This window comes from Rhodococcus sp. 320_ES (assembly GCF_059691855.1).
In genome coordinates, this window is sequence record NZ_JCAWAG010000005.1 from 363,586 (window position 1) to 380,000 (window position 16,415).

Below are 16,415 nucleotides of genomic sequence, written 5' to 3' on the forward strand. Positions count from 1 at the left end.
GAGGAAGCTGTGAAGCTTTGCCGTGCCATCGAACGACGCCGGTGCGTCGTCAGTGCTGGCAGCGCGGGCAGTAGTAGATCTGACGCTCCTCGAGCGGGTTGTCGCCGAGGTGACCGAACACGATGCCCGCTCCGCACCGGCGGCACGGCTTGTTCTCGCGCCCGTACACCCAGAACTGCCGGCCGGGGCGCAGGTCTCCGGTCATGGTGCGGCCGTTGCGGTGCTTGTTCGCATGAATGGTGCGGAACGAGACGTCGACCAGCTTGCCGATGTCGCCGGCGTGGCCGACCGGTGTTGTGGGGCGCACCCCTCGCAGGAAGCACACCTCGTTGCGATAGACGTTGCCGAGGCCGGCGATGACGCGCTGATCGAGGAGCGCCAACCCGACCGGGCGATCCGGGTCGGCTACGAGGTTAGCGGCCGCGACGGATGCGTCCCAGTCGGGGCCGAGCAGATCGGGCCCGAGATACCCGACTGCGGTGTCGTCGTCGTCCAGGATCTCGACCACACCGAGTTCGAAACCCACCGCTGTGCGCTCGGAGTTCGCGAGCACGATGCGCGCTTGGTACGCCGGCCTGCGCCACCGAGTGCCGGGCACGTAGACGTGCCACGCTCCCTCCATCTTCAGGTGCGAGTGAACCACCTTGCCGCCCGCTCGGATCAGCAGATGCTTGCCCCTCGAATCCACCGAATCGACAACCGAACCACTCAAATCCACTGTGGCATAACGTGGTACGCGCACATCGCAGACCGTGAGCTCGCGGCCGACGAGGGCGTCGCGCAATGAATTGGCCGTCCGCCAGACGGTGTCTCCTTCGGGCACGCGCTACGCCCGGATCCGCAGCCCGCGCGGGGTCGCGGAGAACCCCGCCTCGGTGAGGATGGACGCGAACACGCTGCCGTGGATGTCCGCCCCGTCGGTGCGTTCGATAAGGATGCGGTCGACCGATCGCTGCGTGACGAGCTTGCCGAGTGCACCCGCCGCAGCCTGCAGCACGTCGCGATCTTCGGTGAACGTCAGCACCGATTTGCCGCCGCGCTCGACGTACAGCACGAGCTCCCCGTCGACCAGCACCACGATGGCACCCGCCTTGCGCCCGGGTCGGTGGCCCGACCCGGCGTCGGTGGGTCCCTTGGGCCACGCCAGCGCCGCACCGAACGGGTTGGCCGGGTCCGTCGCAGCCAGAGCGATGGGGCCGGACTTGCGTTCGCTCTCGTTGCGGAGCCGGTCGACCACGTCGGAGGTGGAAAACTGTGCGCCGCCCAGGGAATCGACGAAGTATCCGCGCCGGGCACGACCAGTGTCCTCGAAGGTGGAGAGCACCTTGTACATGGCGCCGAAACCACCGGGAACGCCTTCGCTCATGACTGACCCGCGTGTGACGACTCCGTACCGCTCCAAGAAGATGTCGGCGGTGGCCTTGGCGCGAACTGTCGGGTCCGTTTCCGCTTCCGGCAGCAGTGCCCACCGGCCGCCCGCGGACGGCGGACCGGTACGAGTGGGCAGGGACGGGCGTTCGAAGCGTCGGTAGGAGCGCGTGCGCGGTGTCCGGCGCACCTGGCGGTGGCTCGGCGCGGACTTGGCGGACCCGTGCAGCAACGCGCGCAGCGGGGCGAACGTGTCGTTGGTCAGCCGCCCCGTCCACACCAGGTCCCACAACGCGGCCACCACGGTGTCGTCGTCGGTGCTCTGCACCGAATCGGAGAGCTGCCGGAAGAAGTACGCACCCCCGCCCGACAGCGCACCCAGTATCCGTTCCTGGACATCGGTGAGCTCGGTGTCGGGCGGCTCGGTGAGAGTGAGCGGCGCCGCGTCAGCGGTGTGCAGACACACCCACCCGTCCTTGGAGGAAATGGCGCCGTGCCCGGACCACATGACCTCTCCGGTGGCCGTCAGCTCGTCGAGCATGGCGGGGGAGTAGTCGCGCACGCGCGAGGGAAGGATCAACGACTCCCAGGCTGACGCCGGAACCGGCACGCCCGCAAGCTGTTCGACGACGGTGGCGACCCCGTCGATGCCGTGCAACTTGCCCCCGACGTGCTGCCACGACGGCAGGAATCGCCCGAGTGTTCCGGTCGACACCGGTTCGACGTCGTGCCGCGCCGCGGCTAGCGAGCGACGCCGCAACCGGCGCAGAACTTCGGCGTCGCACCACTCGGATCCCGTTGCGCCAGGACGGAACTCGCCTTCGACCACGCGTTTTTGCGCTGCCAGGCGGTGCAGTGTGTCGCGCGCAACCGCGGCGCCGATGCCGAACCGCGACGCGACGTCGGTGGTGGTGAACGGGCCGTGTGTGCGGGCGAACCGGCTGACCAGATCTCCCATCGGGTCCTCGACCGGTTCGATGAACGCGTCGGGGACACCGATGGGTAGGGGAACGCCGAGCCCGTCGCGCAACCGGCTCGCGTCCTCGATGGCCACCCACCACTGGGAACCGGCGAACGAGACGTCCATCGCCCGCCGCGTGTCCACCAACTGGTGCAACCATTCCGGCGCGTCGCCGTCGGCCACGGTTCGTGCCACCACCTCGGCGGTGGTGAGAGGGCCGAGAATGCGGAGCAGGTCGGCAACGCCCTCGAGGTCGCGTGCGCGCCGGTCCTCGGGGAGTCGCTGCAACTCCGCTTCGGTGGTGGTGACGACGTCGGCGTCGAGCAGATCGCGCAGCTCGACGCGGCCGAGGAGTTCGGCCAACAGGGATGCGTCCAGCGTCAGCGCTGCGGCGCGGCGCTCGGCCAACGGCGAGTCGCCCTCGTACATGAACTGCCCGACGTAGGAGAACAGCAGCGACGTCGCGAACGGTGACGGGGAGTCCGTCTCGACGTCGATCACCCGAATCTGGCGGCGAGCGATGCGGGTGCACAGCTCCTCGAGGGCGGGCAGGTCGTACACGTCCTGCAGACACTCGCGCACCGTCTCGAGCAGGATGGGGAACGACGGGTATTTCTTTGCCACGTCGAGCAATTGGGCCGCACGTTGGCGTTGCTGCCACAGCGGCGCACGCTTGCCGGGATTGCGGCGGGGGAGCAGCAGGGCCCGCGCGGCGCACTCGCGGAAGCGCGATGCGAACAGGGCCGAGCCGCCGACCTGCTCGGTCACGATGTCCGCGATCTCGTCCCGATCGAACACGAACAACTCGGCGCCGGGTGGCGCGTCCTCGGTGTCGGGCAAGCGCACGATGATGCCGTCGTCGGACGCGGTGGGCGAGGAGTCGATACCGAAGCGCTCGATCAACCGGGCGCCGACCGCGAGTGCCCACGGCGCGTGCACCTTCTGGCCGTACGGCGAATGCAGAACGAGGCGCCAGTCGCCCAGCTCGTCGCGGAAACGTTCGACCACCAGCGTCTTGTCGGTGGGGAGGTTGCCCGTCGCGGCGCGTTGTTCGGCGAGCAGCGCCACGAGGTTGGTGACGGCGTTGACGTCGAGGCCGCCGGCCACCAGACGCTCACGCAGTGCGTCCTCGTCCGCGCTCTCGCGAAGGAACCCACCGAGTGCCTCACCGAGCTCGGCGGGGCGGCCGGGGCCGTCGCCGTGCCAGAACGGAAGGCGCCCCGGCACACCGAATGCCGGGCTGACGAGAACCCGATCGTGCGTGATCTCCTCGATCCGCCAGCTGGTGGCGCCGAGGGCGAACACGTCACCGACGCGGGACTCGTACACCATTTCCTCGTCGAGTTCGCCGACTCGGGTGGCACGCTCACCGACCATGAAGACGGTGAACATTCCGCGGTCCGGGATGGCGCCGCCCGAGGTCACGGCCAGTCGCTGCGCGCCCGGTCTGCCGGTGAGAGAACCGGTTTCGCGGTCCCACACCAGACGGGGGCGCAACTCGGCGAACTCGTCGGACGGATAGCGGCCCGACAGAAGGTCGAGTGTCGACTCGTACGCCGAGCGCGGCAGCGACGCGAAGTTGCCCGTCCGGCGGACGCTGTCGAACCATTCGTCGGCGTCGATCGGCTCGAGTGCGCACGCGGCGACGGTGTGTTGAGCCAGGATGTCGAGCGGATTGGTGGGAACCTTCAGCGCTTCGATCTGTCCGTCGGCCATACGCTGCACGGTGACGGCGCAGTGAACCAGATCGGTCCGGTGCTTGGGGAAGAGCACGCCTCGCGAGACCTCGCCCACCTGGTGGCCGGCACGGCCGACGCGCTGCAGGCCACTGGCCACCGACGGCGGGGCCTCGACCTGCACGACGAGATCGACTGCGCCCATGTCGATTCCGAGTTCGAGGCTGCTGGTGGCCACCACACATCGCAGTCGACCGGACTTCAGGTCGTCCTCGATGACGGCCCGCTGATCCTTGCTCACACTGCCGTGGTGGGCGCGGGCCAGGAGGGTTCCGGCACCGTGGGTGACGTCGGAGGCGCCACCGACCTGTGAGGGCGGCGCGTGGTCGGTGTCCACTGCCTCGCCGAGGCGTTCGGAGTAGATCTCGTTGAGGCGCGCGGTGAGTTTCTCCGACAGGCGCCGCGAGTTGGCGAACACGATCGACGACCGATGTTCGAGCACCATGTCGACGATCTGCTCCTCGACGTGCGGCCAGATGGAACCCTGTTGCGGCGCAGCCGAAGCCGACCCTTCCTGCGGCGCCGAGGATCCGAGCTCGGTCATGTCCTCGACGGGTACGCGCACCGACAGTTCGAACGTCTTGGTGGACGGCGGCGCGACGATGCGGATGGGCGCCGAACCGGTGAGGAACCGACCCACTTCCTCGTGCGGACGTACCGTCGCCGACAGCCCGATGCGCTGCGCCGGCTGCGGCAGCGCGGCGTCGAGTCGCTCCAACGACAGGGCCAGATGCGCACCGCGTTTGGTGCCCGCGACGGCATGGACCTCGTCGACGATGACCGTGTCGACGGAGTCGAGTGTCTCGCGCGCCGCCGAGGTGAGCATGAGAAAGAGCGACTCGGGGGTGGTGATGAGGATGTCGGGTGGCGTCTTGATCAGCAGTCGCCGATCCGCCGGGGTGGTGTCACCCGATCGCACACCCACCGAGATCTCCGGTGGTACGAGACCGTGCAGCTTCGCGGTCTGCGTGATGCCGACGAGGGGCGCGCGGAGGTTGCGTTCGACGTCGACGGCCAACGCCTTGAGCGGTGAGATGTAGAGGACGCGGGTGCCTCGCGGCTCGTCCTCGCTGCGGGAGGCGAGCCGATCGAGAGCCCACAGGAATGCCGAGAGCGTCTTGCCCGATCCGGTGGGAGCGACGACCAGGGTGTGCGCGCCGCTCGAGATGGCGTCCCACGCCCCGAGCTGAGCCGGAGTGGGAGCGCGGAATGCTCCGTCGAACCAGGTGCGCGTGGACTCGGAGAACCGCGCCAGCACGGCCGACTGATCGACCTCCAGCCCGCCTGCGGCGTCCGCGCCCTTCCTGGTTCCGGTCACCGCCTCATTGTGCCTCGACCCACCGACACACCCCGGAGCCTAGAGCTGATCGTCGTCGATCTTGTCCTGACCACGGTTGCGGAAGAACTTGAAACCGGGGATCCCGATCACGGCGCGGCGCACGTCGGTGGTGACCTCGAGAAGCTGGTGCAACTCCGGCGCCACCGAATCCATGGTCTCGAGGATCGGCATCAACGCCTCCATCCGCGTCATCAGCTCCGGCAGTTGATCGACCATCTTGATCGCGGCATCGAGTTCGGCGTCGGAGAAGTTGTCCACGAACTTTCGGCCGAGAGGCAAGCCCCGTTCGGCGATCGGTTCGAGTTCGCCGATCAGACGCTGAGCCACGGTGGACGCCTCGGACGCGCCGGACACCACCACCGAGGCGTCGGTGGTGGTGCGTTCGACGTCGACGATGACCGCGGCCGCGCTCTCGGTGATCGCTTCGACCTTCGCGAGCAAGGCGTCGAGCTGTCCGAACAGACCCTCGACACGGGCGGGCAGCGAGGCCACGAGGGCAACTGTGTCGAGCGACCACAGCACCGTGCCGCGCACGGCCGCGATCAGATCACCTGCCGTGGGTACGGTGAGCGTGAGTCGCCGCGGCGCGGGCGCAGGGCGGTCGGGTGATCGCGCAACGGTCGTCATGACCCCATCCTGTACCCACTTCGCGGTTCGCCGACACGCATTGACGGCATCGGTCGAATGCGACGATCCTCACGCGGCGTCGCCGACCCGCCGACCGTAATGTCGAGTTCATGACAGCACTCGTGACCGGCGCAACCGGATACATCGGATCCCGCCTCGTCGCCGCGCTGCGACGGGCTGGGGAGGACGTGGTGGCCGTCAGTCGCCGTCCGGAGGGCCTGGCCCGCTTCGACTGGAGCACCGACGTCACCACGACGAAGATGGACGTCACCAGCAAGCGGTCGTGTACGGCCGCCTTCGATCGCATCGGCGACGTCGACGTGGCGTACTACCTGGTCCACGCGATCGGCCAGTCGAACTACCGCGACACCGACATGCGTTCGGCGCGGTACTTCGCCGAGGCGGCGCGGGATGCGGGAGTGCGCCGCATCGTCTACCTGGGCGGCTTCGTTCCGCAGGGAGAGCAGCTCTCGGAACACCTGGCGAGTCGCGCCGAGGTGGGTCAGGCGCTCGACGTCGGCGGGATCGAGGTGGTCTGCCTCCAGGCGGCCATCGTCCTCGGTGCGGGATCGACGTCGTTCGAGATGCTGCGCTACCTCTCGGACCGGTTGCCGGTGGTCCCGCTGCCGACGTGGCTCGACAAGGACGTGCAGCCCATTGCGGTCGACGACGTCATTCACTACCTGATCGAGTCCGCGGACGACTCGTTGCCGCCCGGCTCGTACGACATCGCCGGCGCCGACGTCATGCCCTACAGCGAACTGGTCTTCGCCTACATTCGGGCAGCGGGCCTTCGACGTCTGGGCGTGCCCGTGCCTCTGGTTCCCATGTCGCTGGCCGCCGCGGTGATCGGACGCATCATTCCCGTGCCGGCCGGTCTGGCCGAGGATCTGGTGGCGTCGCTCCAGAACTCGATGACCGCCGCGGACGATCGCATTCGGTCCTTCATTCCGGATCCGCCGGGTGGCCTGACACCCGTCGCCGAAGCAATGCGTCGCGCACTCGCCAACCAGCACGCGGTTCCGAAGTCGATCGGCGCCACTCCCGACACGCTTCGGCTCGTCGACTCCGACGCCGAATGGACCGGTGGAGACGAGGCGAGTATCCGCCGACGCGCCGGTGAGGTGCTGACGCGCGACGGGTGGAAGGTTCTCGAAGGACTCGGCGCCGGGTCGCTTCTGTACCGGTGGCCGGTGGCACCCGTGGTCCGCACGAACCTGGACGTGCTCGAGGCAGTGGCCGATCGAGTACGGTCGGTGGTGCGACGACCCGTCCGAGGAGACGACAACACATGACCTCCCTGCGCACCAGGTTGGAAAGCACTGTCCGGTCTGCACTCGTCGACAAGGTCGAGCGAGACCACACCGAAAGCGATCGTGCATTCCTCCGCCGGCGCATCGTGGTGACGATCGTTCTGATACTCGGCGCGACGCTGCTGGGTATCTCCCTGAACGTCGACCCGGGCGACACGGCGTTCTATCCGCTCACCATCGGAGTCGCGTTGGTGTGGATCGTCGGCGGTTTCCTGTCCGGGCCGCTGCATCTGGGCAGCATCAATTTCGCGGGCCACTTGCGACGACCGATCGTCACTCCGATCGCGATCGGTCTGGCCGCCGGCGGGATCTTCGTTCTCGGTGGTCTCGTCGTGCGAGAGATTCCTCCTCTGCGCGACTTCATCGCGAGCGTATTGGCTTACGCCACACAGGGTTCGCTTCCGCTGATCGTCTTCATTGCGCTGCTCAACGGGCTGGCCGAGGAGGTCTTCTTCCGCGGTGCGCTGTTCGCGGCGATCGGGCGCAAGGGTCCGGTGGTCATCTCGACCGTCGTCTACACCATCGCCACCCTCGCGACCGGCAATCCGATGCTGGCGTTCGCGGCCATTCTTCTGGGCTTCGTGCTCGGGCTCGAACGGCGAGCATCGGGCGGTATTCTGGCGCCGATTCTCACGCACCTCTCGTGGTCGACCATCATGGTTCTGGTCCTGCCGCCGATGTTCACCTGACCTGATCCGCTAGCGTTGCGGCAATGTCCGACATTCTCGATCCGACGGATCGCCTACTGGTGTCCGAGCTGGTGGAGGACGGTCGGGCAACGCTCGCCGCGCTCGCCGAGAAGGCCGGCCTGTCCGTCTCGGCGGTTCAGTCCAGAGTTCGCCGGCTCGAAGCGCGTGGCGTGATACTCGGTTACACGGCGCGGGTCGATCCGGAATCGTTGGGGCACATGCTTTCGGCCTTCGTGGCCATCACCCCGCTCGACCCCGCGGCTCCGGACGACGCGCCTGCTCGTCTGAAGGACATCCCGGAAATCGAGTCGTGCCATTCCGTGGCCGGCGACGAGAGCTACGTGCTCCTCGTTCGGGTCACCGGCCCGCGCGATCTCGAACGACTGCTGCAACTGATTCGCTCCACCGCGAACGTTCGCACGCGCAGCACGATCATCCTGCAGACCTTCTACGGCTCCTGAAGGGCCCGCCAGAGACGGTCCGCGCTCATCGGAAGGCTGTGCAGGCGCACCCCTGTCGCGTCCCGGATAGCGTTCGCCAGCGCCGGCGCCACGGGGTTGTACGGGGATTCGCTCATCGACTTGGCCCCCAGCGGACCGATGGAGTCGTACGTGTCGGCGAAGAGCACCTCGGTTCGCGGCACGTCCGAGAACTGCGGAATGTGGTAGTTGCGCAGGGTGGTCGTGGTGACGGCGCCGGTGTCGTCCGTCCGGATGTCCTCGTACAGCGCCGTGCCGATCGCCTGCGCGACACCGCCTTCCACCTGACCTCGGCACTGTGCCGGGTTCATGACGGTGCCCGCATCCGCGCTCTGCACCGAGCGCAGAATTTTCACTCTGCCTGTCGCCGGGTCGACCGCCACCCGAAAGCCTTGGACGTTGAACGCGATCGAACGAGGTGACCCGTCGTGGCGGCCGATCTCGATGAGTGATCCGCCGGCGTGCGCGAGAACGTCGCTCAGTGCGACCTCGGACGAACCGAACCGAACCGATGTCGCGGTGAGCGTCCCGTGGGACTCGCCGGTCATCTCGGACGCCAGGGTGAGCAGGCGGGACTTCAGGGTGGTCGCGGCGAGCAACAACGCCTTGCCGGCGACCACCGTTCCCGCCGACCCGAACGCCCCGGTGTCGTAGGTGGTTGCGTCCGTGTCGGATTGGGCGACCACGATGTTCTCCACGGACGTGCCGAGTTCCGACGCCGCGATCTGGGTGTGCACCGTGGTGGTCCCGTTGCCGAACTCCGCGGTGCCGACGCGAGCGAGATATGTTCCATCGGAACGCAGTTCGATCGACGCGTCCGCGCGGTGTCCGCGAGGTGGAATCGTGGCGATCATGGCGACGGCCATGCCGGTGCCCACCGACCACCCTTCGGGTGCGTCGAGGCCGCCGTCGCTCGTCATCGCCTCGTCGACGAGGTCGATGCACTGGTCGAGACCGTAACTGCCGTAAAGCAAGTCACCGTCCTCGACGTGTGCGTCGACGAACGGGTCGCCCGGCACCACCACGTTGCGACGTCGGAACTCGTAGGGATCGATGTTCAGTTTCCGCGCCAGCTCGTCCATGGCGGACTCGATGCCGAACATGACCTGCCCGAGCCCGTATCCGCGGAACGCTCCCGACGGAATGTTGTTGGTGTACACCGCTCTGGCGTCCACGCGCTTGTTGGCGCATCGGTAGACGGCCACCGATTCGCCGCAACCGTGGAACATGACACCGGCACTGTGATTGCCGTAGGCCCCTGCGTCGCTGACGACGTCGACGGCCAGGGCGGTCAAGGTGCCGTCGGCGTCGGCGGCCACGGTGACGTCCACGGTCATGGGGTGACGGCACGGCGCCTTCGTGAACTGATCCGACCGACTGAATTCGTACGAGACCGGCCTGCGGGTGCGCAGCGCAGCGAGGGTCACCAGGTCCTCGGTGAGCAGTTCCTGTTTGCCGCCGAACCCTCCGCCGACGCGGGCGGTGAACACGCGCACGTCGTCGGGGCGCAGGGAGAAGATGTGGCACAGCTCGTCGCGCACGAGGAACGGCACCTGCGAACTCGTGCGCACGTTCAGCCTGCCGTCCTCGTCGTGCCACGCGAGCGCCCCGTGTGTTTCGAGGTGCGCGTGCTGCACCCGTGCCGTCCGCCAGGTGCCCGTCACCGTCGCTGCGGCGGCCGCCACCGCGGCGTCGACGTCACCGGAACTGCCGTGCAGCTCCGCGACGAGATTGCGTGCAGGGTCGGCGATTCCGACGCGCGCACTGGCGTCGTCGTGGATGACGGGAGCGCCGACGGCCATGGCCTCGACAGGGTCGAAGACCGCGGGCAGAACGTCGTAGGTCACCTCGATGCGGCGACAAGCCTCCTCGGCGGCGAGCACGGTGTCGGCGACCACGGCAGCCACCCGCTGGCCCACGAACCGGACGACCGTGTCGAAGACGAGGGTGTCGTCGGGGTCGTCGTAGCGCACCTCGTGACGGGCGGTGGAGAACGCGACGTCGGGAGCATCCTCGTGCGTGAAAACCTCCACGACTCCGGGTACCTCGAATGCGCCCGAGGTGTTGATCGCGGTGATCCTGGCGTGCGCGTGCGGGCTGGCGAGAACCGCGATGTGCAGCAGACCGGGCGGCGTCACGTCCATCGTGTAGGGCTCGCGACCGGTCACGATGCGCTCGCCCGCCGGGGCGGGAACGTCGCGGCCGGTGGACACGCCGCAGGGGCGCTCGACGTTGACGACCCCGTGCACGGCGTCCTCGATGGCTCGATACCCGGTGCAGCGGCACAGGTTTCCCTTGAACGAGGTGTCGAGATCGTCGGCCTGCTCGGCCGTGAACGTCGATGCGGTCACCACCATGCCGGCCGTGCAGAAGCCGCACTGGAATCCACCGGCCTCGACGAACCGGCGTTGAACGGGGTGCAGATCGCCCGGTGATCCGAGACCGGCGGCGGTGGTGACGGTCTTTCCCTCGGCCCGGTACGCGGGGACGATGCACGAGTGGGCGGCCTCGCCGTCGATCAGGACCGAGCACGCTCCGCAGTCGCCCGCGTCGCACCCCTTCTTGACCTCGAAATGCGCGAGGTCGCGGAGCATGGTTCGCAGGCACTGACCGGGCGCGGGGGTGTGGTCGACGCCGGTGCCGTTCACCTCGAATTTCATCGCAGCTCCTCACAGATCTCGCGTGCTGCCGCGCCGCTGACGTCGCGGCGCCAGTCGGGAGCGCCGTGTACGTCGTCGTACCAACTCGATTCCGGCACAACGGAATACAGAATATCGACGATGTCGTCGGGATCGGGGACACCTGCCCGTCGTACCTGATAGGGACGGTCCGTCGACGCGGTGACGGTGAGCAGGAATTCCCCGTTCGGATCCACCCGTCCGATCACCACCGCGCCGGACCGACCACGCGGTGCGAGCGAGACCCTGCGGAACGCAGTGCGAGAGCGCATGGCCGATTCGGCGACGGTGATGCTGCGCAGGACGTCACCCTCGCTCAAGGAGGTCTGCACCGCTCCCGTCACCAGATCGGCGACGGGCACGGTGTAGTCGTGTCCGTCGGCGGCCCAGACTAGTGCCTGACCGTCCAGTGCCGCGCACAGCGATGTCATCGCACCCGCCGGCAGAGCCAGGCAGATGTTCCCGCCCACCGTGGCGAACCGTTGCACCTTGAACGACAGCAGAACCGCGTCGCAGCACTGCGCCACCAGAGTCGACACCGACGAATACCGCTCGGGCAGGTCGGCGCCGAGAAGCTGGGTCAGCGTGCAGGTGGCGGCGATCTCGAGTCCGTCGTCCCGGACGGTTGTTGCTGCCCATCCCATTTCGGTGATGTCGACGAGGTGGTGCAGGTGGTTCTGCCGCTCCGACATCATCCAGGTGCCACCCGCGATCACGGCGGTGTCGCCGCCCACCGATCGGAGGTCGTCGCGTGTGCGCGCCCTTACGACGTCGCCGACGGTTCCCAGATCCATCGATCATTCACCTGTCTCGGGCGCGTTGGTCGGCGTCACACGAACGGTTCAGCCCACCACACTGTAGGTACGCCAGGCGGGGCCGGCGTCGGGGGCGTCCTCTCGCTCGACCGTGGCCTGAATGAGTCCGTACGGTCGATCGTCGGCGTTGAACACCTCGTTGGGATTGTCGAGACCGAACCGCGAGAGGTCGTAGACGAAGTGGTGCTTGTTGGGCGCCGACATGCGAACCTCCGCCACGAACGGAAACTCTTCCAGGACCGCCTTGCCCATCTCGAACAGCGTCTGCTGCAGCGCAAGTGACTGCACCTCGGCGAATCGCCCGACCATGGCCGCCTTCGCGCCGGCGTACGTTGCGTCCCAGTCGACGTCGGTGGTGGTGTAGCGCCACCGGGCCTCGAGCGAGGTGGCCATGACCCGGTCGTGGGTGGGTTCGAGAACGGTGTAGGAATCCTCGAGGAACCCGGCGAACTCGCTCCCGGTGGACTTGAGGATGACCAGATCCTTGAAACCGGCTGTGACCCAGGTCTTCCGGTCGTCACCCTTGCCTTCCACGGTCACCGAGGCCACTCGCGTCTCCTGGCCCTTGCGGACCCACGTGTGATCGTGCTCCTTGCCTCCCACGACGACGCGTTCCCACGCATATTCTTCGAGCTCGATGCGGGCTCCCTGCACCGGAGCGGTGTCGTCGACGAAGTGACGCCCGAGGTCGAGTCCGTAGCTTTCGAGGTTCCGCAGCCCCTTCTCCTTGGCGTACGCGTAGGCAGTCTGCTTCTGGGTGTCGGTGGGGAGCACCTCGGATTGGTCTCCCACGAGGTGGGCCGCCGAGAAATCGCCGCGCAGGGCGGAGGAGACATTGATGTCGTGGATCTCGTGTCGCGGCGAGTCGCGATAGATGCGTACGACGCGGTTCTCCGCTTTTCCGTACTGATTGGCGCCGAGGACGATGTTGCCGGTCAGGTCGGTCACGGTGATCAACTTCCTCTGTAGGTCGAGAATGCGAAGGGGGACAAGAGCAACGGCACGTGGTGGTGGCTCGATGGGTCGGTCACGGTGAAGGCGACGGTCACCTCGGGGTAGAAACCGACGGTGCCGGTCGACCGAAAGTAGTTGCCGGTGTCGAAAGTGATGCGATAGACGCCGGGGTCGGAGTCCGCGGGGAGCAGATGCTCTGCGCGACCGTCGGAGTCGGTGGCCGACGAGGTGAGCACGAGTCCCTCCGAATCGGTCAGGGTTATCGGAACACCGGCAGCGGGAATGCCTTTCGCGGCGTCCAGAACGTGTGTGCTGACACTCACTCGGTCTTGTCCTCTCCGAGCATTCGGTCCAACCGGATTCGGTTGATCTTCGCAAGCTCAGCGCGCATCACTCGCCGTTCGGTGTCGGCGTCGTTGTCCATTCTGTCCTCGAGGATACTCAGCAACTCGGCGGCGGACTTGCCGGTGGCGCAGACGAGATAGACGTGGCCGAATTTTTCCTCGTAGGCCCGATTGCCTGTCGCCAGTGCATCGAGCACCTCTCGATCCGCCGAGGCGACCGCGGCCTGCTCGCGTTGTGACGACGAATTGTTCACCCTCCCGCCGATTCTCGGGTGCCCGTCCAGGGCGTGATCGAGTTCGGCCTCGGGAATCTCCGCGAGCACGCGATCCGCGCGCTCGAACAGTGCTTCACGGGAGTCGAAGGGCCGGCGCATAGCTACCCGTCGCGCCCAGATGAGCGACGAGCAACATTCGAACAACGCGTGCATCGCGGCGCGATCGGACAGTTCGTTGAACCCCTTCAATCCGATCCATTCGTGCAGTGCCACAGATCAGCTCAGCTCGCCCATACGACCGAAACGAGCGGCCGAGATCGGATTGGCGTCGGCCACCAGGTCGTCGAATCGGTAGTTGGCGATCTTGGCGATCTCGATCATCGCGAACGACCGCTCCGCGCTCTCGGAGTTCTCCATGCGCGACCAGCCGTTGCTCAGGACCCGGTCGTAGCGTTCGGTCTCGCGCGCACAGATCACCAACGGGAAACCGAAATGCTCTCGATATGCGGTCGCGAGCTCGACGACGCTGCCGTGCTGGTCGTCGTCGAGGTTGCTGAGCGAGACGTGGTCCCGCGCGTAGGCGAGGCCGGTGGGATCTTCGCTGCCGAGGTCGGGGAAGGCCCGGATCAAGTCCAGTTGTTCCTCGGTGGTGCCGGCGAGGAGCGACTCCTGAAATGCCTCCCGCAGGGCATGGGCGTCCGCGAACGGCCTGCTCTCGTAGGCGCGTTCCACGACCCAGGGCGTGCCCTGGACCAGACCGCCGAAGGTGTCGGCGAATTTCTCCGGGGTCATCTCGTTGACCTGGTCGAGGGTGATCGCCCGGCCGGGCTCACCGGCGACGGCCTGACCGCGGTTCGGTCCGATGTGGAAGAAGAGGACGTTGAGCACGATCGCGGATACCGCGCCCAGCACGATGCCACTGCCGAACAACATCGAGAGCCAGTCGGGCACACCCTCGGACACGGTCGGTTGGATCGTCACCAGCATGGCCAGTCCCAGACTGGTGGCGACGATGATCAGGTTGCGGTGATCGGTGAAATCGACTTTCGACAGCGTCTGGATGCCGACCACGGCCACGGTGGCGAAGAGGGCGAGGGCGGCGCCGCCCAGGACCGGCGCCGGGATGGACGCCACGACGGCGGCCGTCTTGGGCAGCAGCCCCAGGAGAATCATGATGCCGCCGGCCGTCGCCACCACCCAGCGGCTGCGGACTCCGGTCAGGCGCACCAGTCCCACGTTCTCCGAAAACGCCGTGTAGGGGAAGGAATTGAAGGTTCCACCGATCACCGTGGCGACGCCGTCGGCTCGCAGGGTGGCCGCGATGTCCTCCTTCTTGATCCGTTTGCCGACGATCTCGCCGGTGGCGTACACGCTTCCGGTGGTTTCCACCGCGATGATGAGCATCACCACGATCATCGAGATGATGGCGACCACGCTGAACTTGGGGACGCCGAAGAGGAACGGCTGAGTGAAACCGACCCAGGACGCATCCGCCGTCCCGTCGAAGTTCATGTCTCCCAACACGAACGCGACCGCCGACCCGATCACGAGTCCGAGCAGGACGGCGATGGTGGCCATGAAACCTTTGAAGAATCGCTGGATGAGCACGATGATCAGCAGCGTGCCGATGGCGTAGGCCATCCACCGGCCGTTGGTCGGATCCTGTTCGTGCGTGCGGGGATTGGTGACGGCGTCGTTCACCGCCACCGGGAGCAACGCGACGCCGATGATGGTGATGACGGTGCCGGTGACGACCGGTGGGAAGAATCGCAGCAACTTGCTGAAGTAGGGCGCGACGAAGAAGGTGACCAGTCCGGCGACGATGACCGCGCCGTAGACGTAGAGAAGTCCGTCCGTTCCGCCGCCGTTCGCCATCGCGATCGCGATCACGGGGGACACTCCGGCGAACGTGACACCCTGCAGCAGAGGAAGTCTGACGCCGACCTTCCAGAAGCCGACCGATTGGATGATCGACGCGATGCCGCACGTGAACAGGTCGGCGTTGATCAGATGAATGAGCTGCTCGTTGGTCAGGCCGATCGCGCTGCCGATGATGATGGGAACGAGGACGGCACCGGCGTAGAAGGCGACGACGTGCTGGAATCCGTACGCGGCCAGCTTGGGTGCGGGAAGTACCTCGTCGACCGGATGGGTCTTCTTGACGCGTACTGGAGCTTCAGACGACATGGCAGTTGCCTCACGCAGGTTGTTCGCCCGACCCCTGCCACGCTGCAGGAGGAAATGAATAGCTACCAGAATCGACCATCGACGCCGTTACCGCGACTCGAGACGCGATACTGGTGCCGTGAGCGCGGGCGTGACGAGTACCTGTGGCCTGATACTCGCCGCGGGGGCCGGAAGCCGGTACGGCATGCCCAAGGTGACAGCGCACGACGGACGATGGCTCAGGGCTGCAATCGACGCACTGGGCGAATGCGAGACGGTGCTCGTCGTGATGGGCGCCGCGGTGGTCGACGTGCCCGACGGCGTGATCGCCGTGGTGAACGACGCCTGGTCGAACGGAATGGGTGGGTCGCTACGGCTCGGCCTCGAGGCGTGCCGTGATCTGCCGTCCGAGTACGCCGTGATCATGCCCGTCGACACGCCGGACGTCGGTGCCGACGTGGTGCGCAGAGTCGTTGCGAAGGCGGCAGATTCGGCGTCCGGTCTTGCGCGAGCCCGGTTCGGCGACGCTCCCGGCCACCCGGTCGTGATGGCGCGGCGATGGTGGTCGGACGCGGCTGCGGTCGCGGTGGGCGACGAGGGAGCGCGGGCGTTCCTCTCGGGCCGCCGCGATGTCGTCGCGGTGCCGTGCGACGACCTGGCGGACGGCACGGATCACGATTATCCCGACGACCCCGAACCGTAACGATCGGTCCGCTGCGGTCGATTCATCG

The 16,415-nt window shown here is 67.1% G+C and carries 13 protein-coding genes; 4 read left to right on the top strand and 9 right to left on the bottom strand.

The features are described from left to right. Nucleotides 1-49: 49 nt before the first annotated feature. From AC59JP_RS19410 to AC59JP_RS19420, 3 genes are all read right to left on the bottom strand, one after another. A complete protein-coding gene (locus tag AC59JP_RS19410) occupies nucleotides 50-823 on the bottom strand; it encodes a DNA-formamidopyrimidine glycosylase family protein (RefSeq protein WP_497327441.1) in 774 nt (257 codons plus the stop codon). A gap of 3 nt (nucleotides 824-826) precedes the next feature. Then, entirely contained in the window at nucleotides 827-5,344 is a 4,518-nt protein-coding gene (locus AC59JP_RS19415) for an ATP-dependent helicase (RefSeq protein ID WP_497327661.1), read from the bottom strand. 78 nt (nucleotides 5,345-5,422) lie between these two features. Then, the gene (locus AC59JP_RS19420; RefSeq protein WP_497327442.1) at nucleotides 5,423-6,031 is read right to left on the bottom strand and encodes a ribulose 1,5-bisphosphate carboxylase large subunit; all 609 of its coding nucleotides are present in this window, start codon (nucleotides 6,029-6,031) and stop codon (nucleotides 5,423-5,425) included. Between the two features lie 110 nt (nucleotides 6,032-6,141). On the opposite strand from AC59JP_RS19420, the gene AC59JP_RS19425 reads away from it, so the two are divergent. From AC59JP_RS19425 to AC59JP_RS19435, 3 genes are read left to right on the top strand one after another with little or no spacing between them, the layout of a single operon-like run. After that, nucleotides 6,142-7,326 carry an NAD-dependent epimerase/dehydratase family protein gene (locus AC59JP_RS19425; RefSeq protein WP_497327443.1) on the top strand — a complete coding sequence of 395 codons (1,185 nt, stop codon included), beginning with the start codon at nucleotides 6,142-6,144 and terminating at the stop codon, nucleotides 7,324-7,326. After that, complete coding sequence (locus AC59JP_RS19430; protein ID WP_497327444.1) at nucleotides 7,323-8,033, top strand: CPBP family intramembrane glutamic endopeptidase; 711 nt, start codon at nucleotides 7,323-7,325, stop codon at nucleotides 8,031-8,033. Before AC59JP_RS19425 ends, AC59JP_RS19430 begins: the two co-directional genes overlap by 4 nt. A 23-nt stretch (nucleotides 8,034-8,056) precedes the next feature. Beyond that, on the top strand, nucleotides 8,057-8,494 hold the full coding sequence (locus AC59JP_RS19435) for an Lrp/AsnC family transcriptional regulator (protein ID WP_497327445.1): 438 nt from the start codon (nucleotides 8,057-8,059) through the stop codon (nucleotides 8,492-8,494). Here AC59JP_RS19435 and AC59JP_RS19440 read toward each other — a convergent pair. From AC59JP_RS19440 to AC59JP_RS19465, 6 genes are read right to left on the bottom strand one after another with little or no spacing between them, the layout of a single operon-like run. Beyond that, entirely contained in the window at nucleotides 8,482-11,172 is a 2,691-nt protein-coding gene (locus AC59JP_RS19440) for a molybdopterin-dependent oxidoreductase (RefSeq protein ID WP_497327446.1), read from the bottom strand. The two genes, AC59JP_RS19435 and AC59JP_RS19440, sit on opposite strands and share 13 nt — an antisense overlap. Then, nucleotides 11,169-11,984: an FAD binding domain-containing protein gene (locus tag AC59JP_RS19445; protein WP_497327447.1), complete on the bottom strand. Its 816-nt coding sequence runs from the start codon at nucleotides 11,982-11,984 to the stop codon at nucleotides 11,169-11,171. The genes AC59JP_RS19440 and AC59JP_RS19445 overlap by 4 nt, the downstream gene beginning before the upstream one ends. 48 nt (nucleotides 11,985-12,032) lie before the next feature. Beyond that, nucleotides 12,033-12,953, bottom strand: a complete 921-nt coding sequence (pucL, locus tag AC59JP_RS19450; RefSeq protein ID WP_497327448.1) for a factor-independent urate hydroxylase — start codon at nucleotides 12,951-12,953, stop codon at nucleotides 12,033-12,035. Between the two features lie 5 nt (nucleotides 12,954-12,958). Further along, nucleotides 12,959-13,282 (bottom strand): hydroxyisourate hydrolase, encoded by a 324-nt coding sequence (gene uraH, locus AC59JP_RS19455; RefSeq protein WP_497327449.1) that lies wholly within the window; start codon nucleotides 13,280-13,282, stop codon nucleotides 12,959-12,961. Then, complete coding sequence (uraD, locus tag AC59JP_RS19460) at nucleotides 13,279-13,785, bottom strand: 2-oxo-4-hydroxy-4-carboxy-5-ureidoimidazoline decarboxylase (RefSeq protein ID WP_497327662.1); 507 nt, start codon at nucleotides 13,783-13,785, stop codon at nucleotides 13,279-13,281. Before uraD ends, uraH begins: the two co-directional genes overlap by 4 nt. A gap of 9 nt (nucleotides 13,786-13,794) precedes the next feature. After that, complete coding sequence (locus AC59JP_RS19465; RefSeq protein ID WP_497327450.1) at nucleotides 13,795-15,705, bottom strand: solute carrier family 23 protein; 1,911 nt, start codon at nucleotides 15,703-15,705, stop codon at nucleotides 13,795-13,797. 118 nt (nucleotides 15,706-15,823) lie between these two features. On the opposite strand from AC59JP_RS19465, the gene AC59JP_RS19470 reads away from it, so the two are divergent. Beyond that, the gene (locus tag AC59JP_RS19470; protein ID WP_497327451.1) at nucleotides 15,824-16,387 is read left to right on the top strand and encodes a nucleotidyltransferase family protein; all 564 of its coding nucleotides are present in this window, start codon (nucleotides 15,824-15,826) and stop codon (nucleotides 16,385-16,387) included. Nucleotides 16,388-16,415: the final 28 nt, after the last annotated feature.

Bases quoted from the DNA above. Each gene is read 5' to 3' on its own strand.
- AC59JP_RS19420 (WP_497327442.1), bottom strand. From the start codon at position 6,031: ATGACGACCGTTGCGCGATCACCCGACCGCCCTGCGCCCGCGCCGCGG.
- AC59JP_RS19425 (WP_497327443.1), top strand. From the start codon at position 6,142: ATGACAGCACTCGTGACCGGCGCAACCGGATACATCGGATCCCGCCTC.
- AC59JP_RS19430 (WP_497327444.1), top strand. From the start codon at position 7,323: ATGACCTCCCTGCGCACCAGGTTGGAAAGCACTGTCCGGTCTGCACTC.
- AC59JP_RS19435 (WP_497327445.1), top strand. From the start codon at position 8,057: ATGTCCGACATTCTCGATCCGACGGATCGCCTACTGGTGTCCGAGCTG.
- AC59JP_RS19440 (WP_497327446.1), bottom strand. From the start codon at position 11,172: ATGAAATTCGAGGTGAACGGCACCGGCGTCGACCACACCCCCGCGCCC.
- AC59JP_RS19445 (WP_497327447.1), bottom strand. From the start codon at position 11,984: ATGGATCTGGGAACCGTCGGCGACGTCGTAAGGGCGCGCACACGCGAC.
- AC59JP_RS19465 (WP_497327450.1), bottom strand. From the start codon at position 15,705: ATGTCGTCTGAAGCTCCAGTACGCGTCAAGAAGACCCATCCGGTCGAC.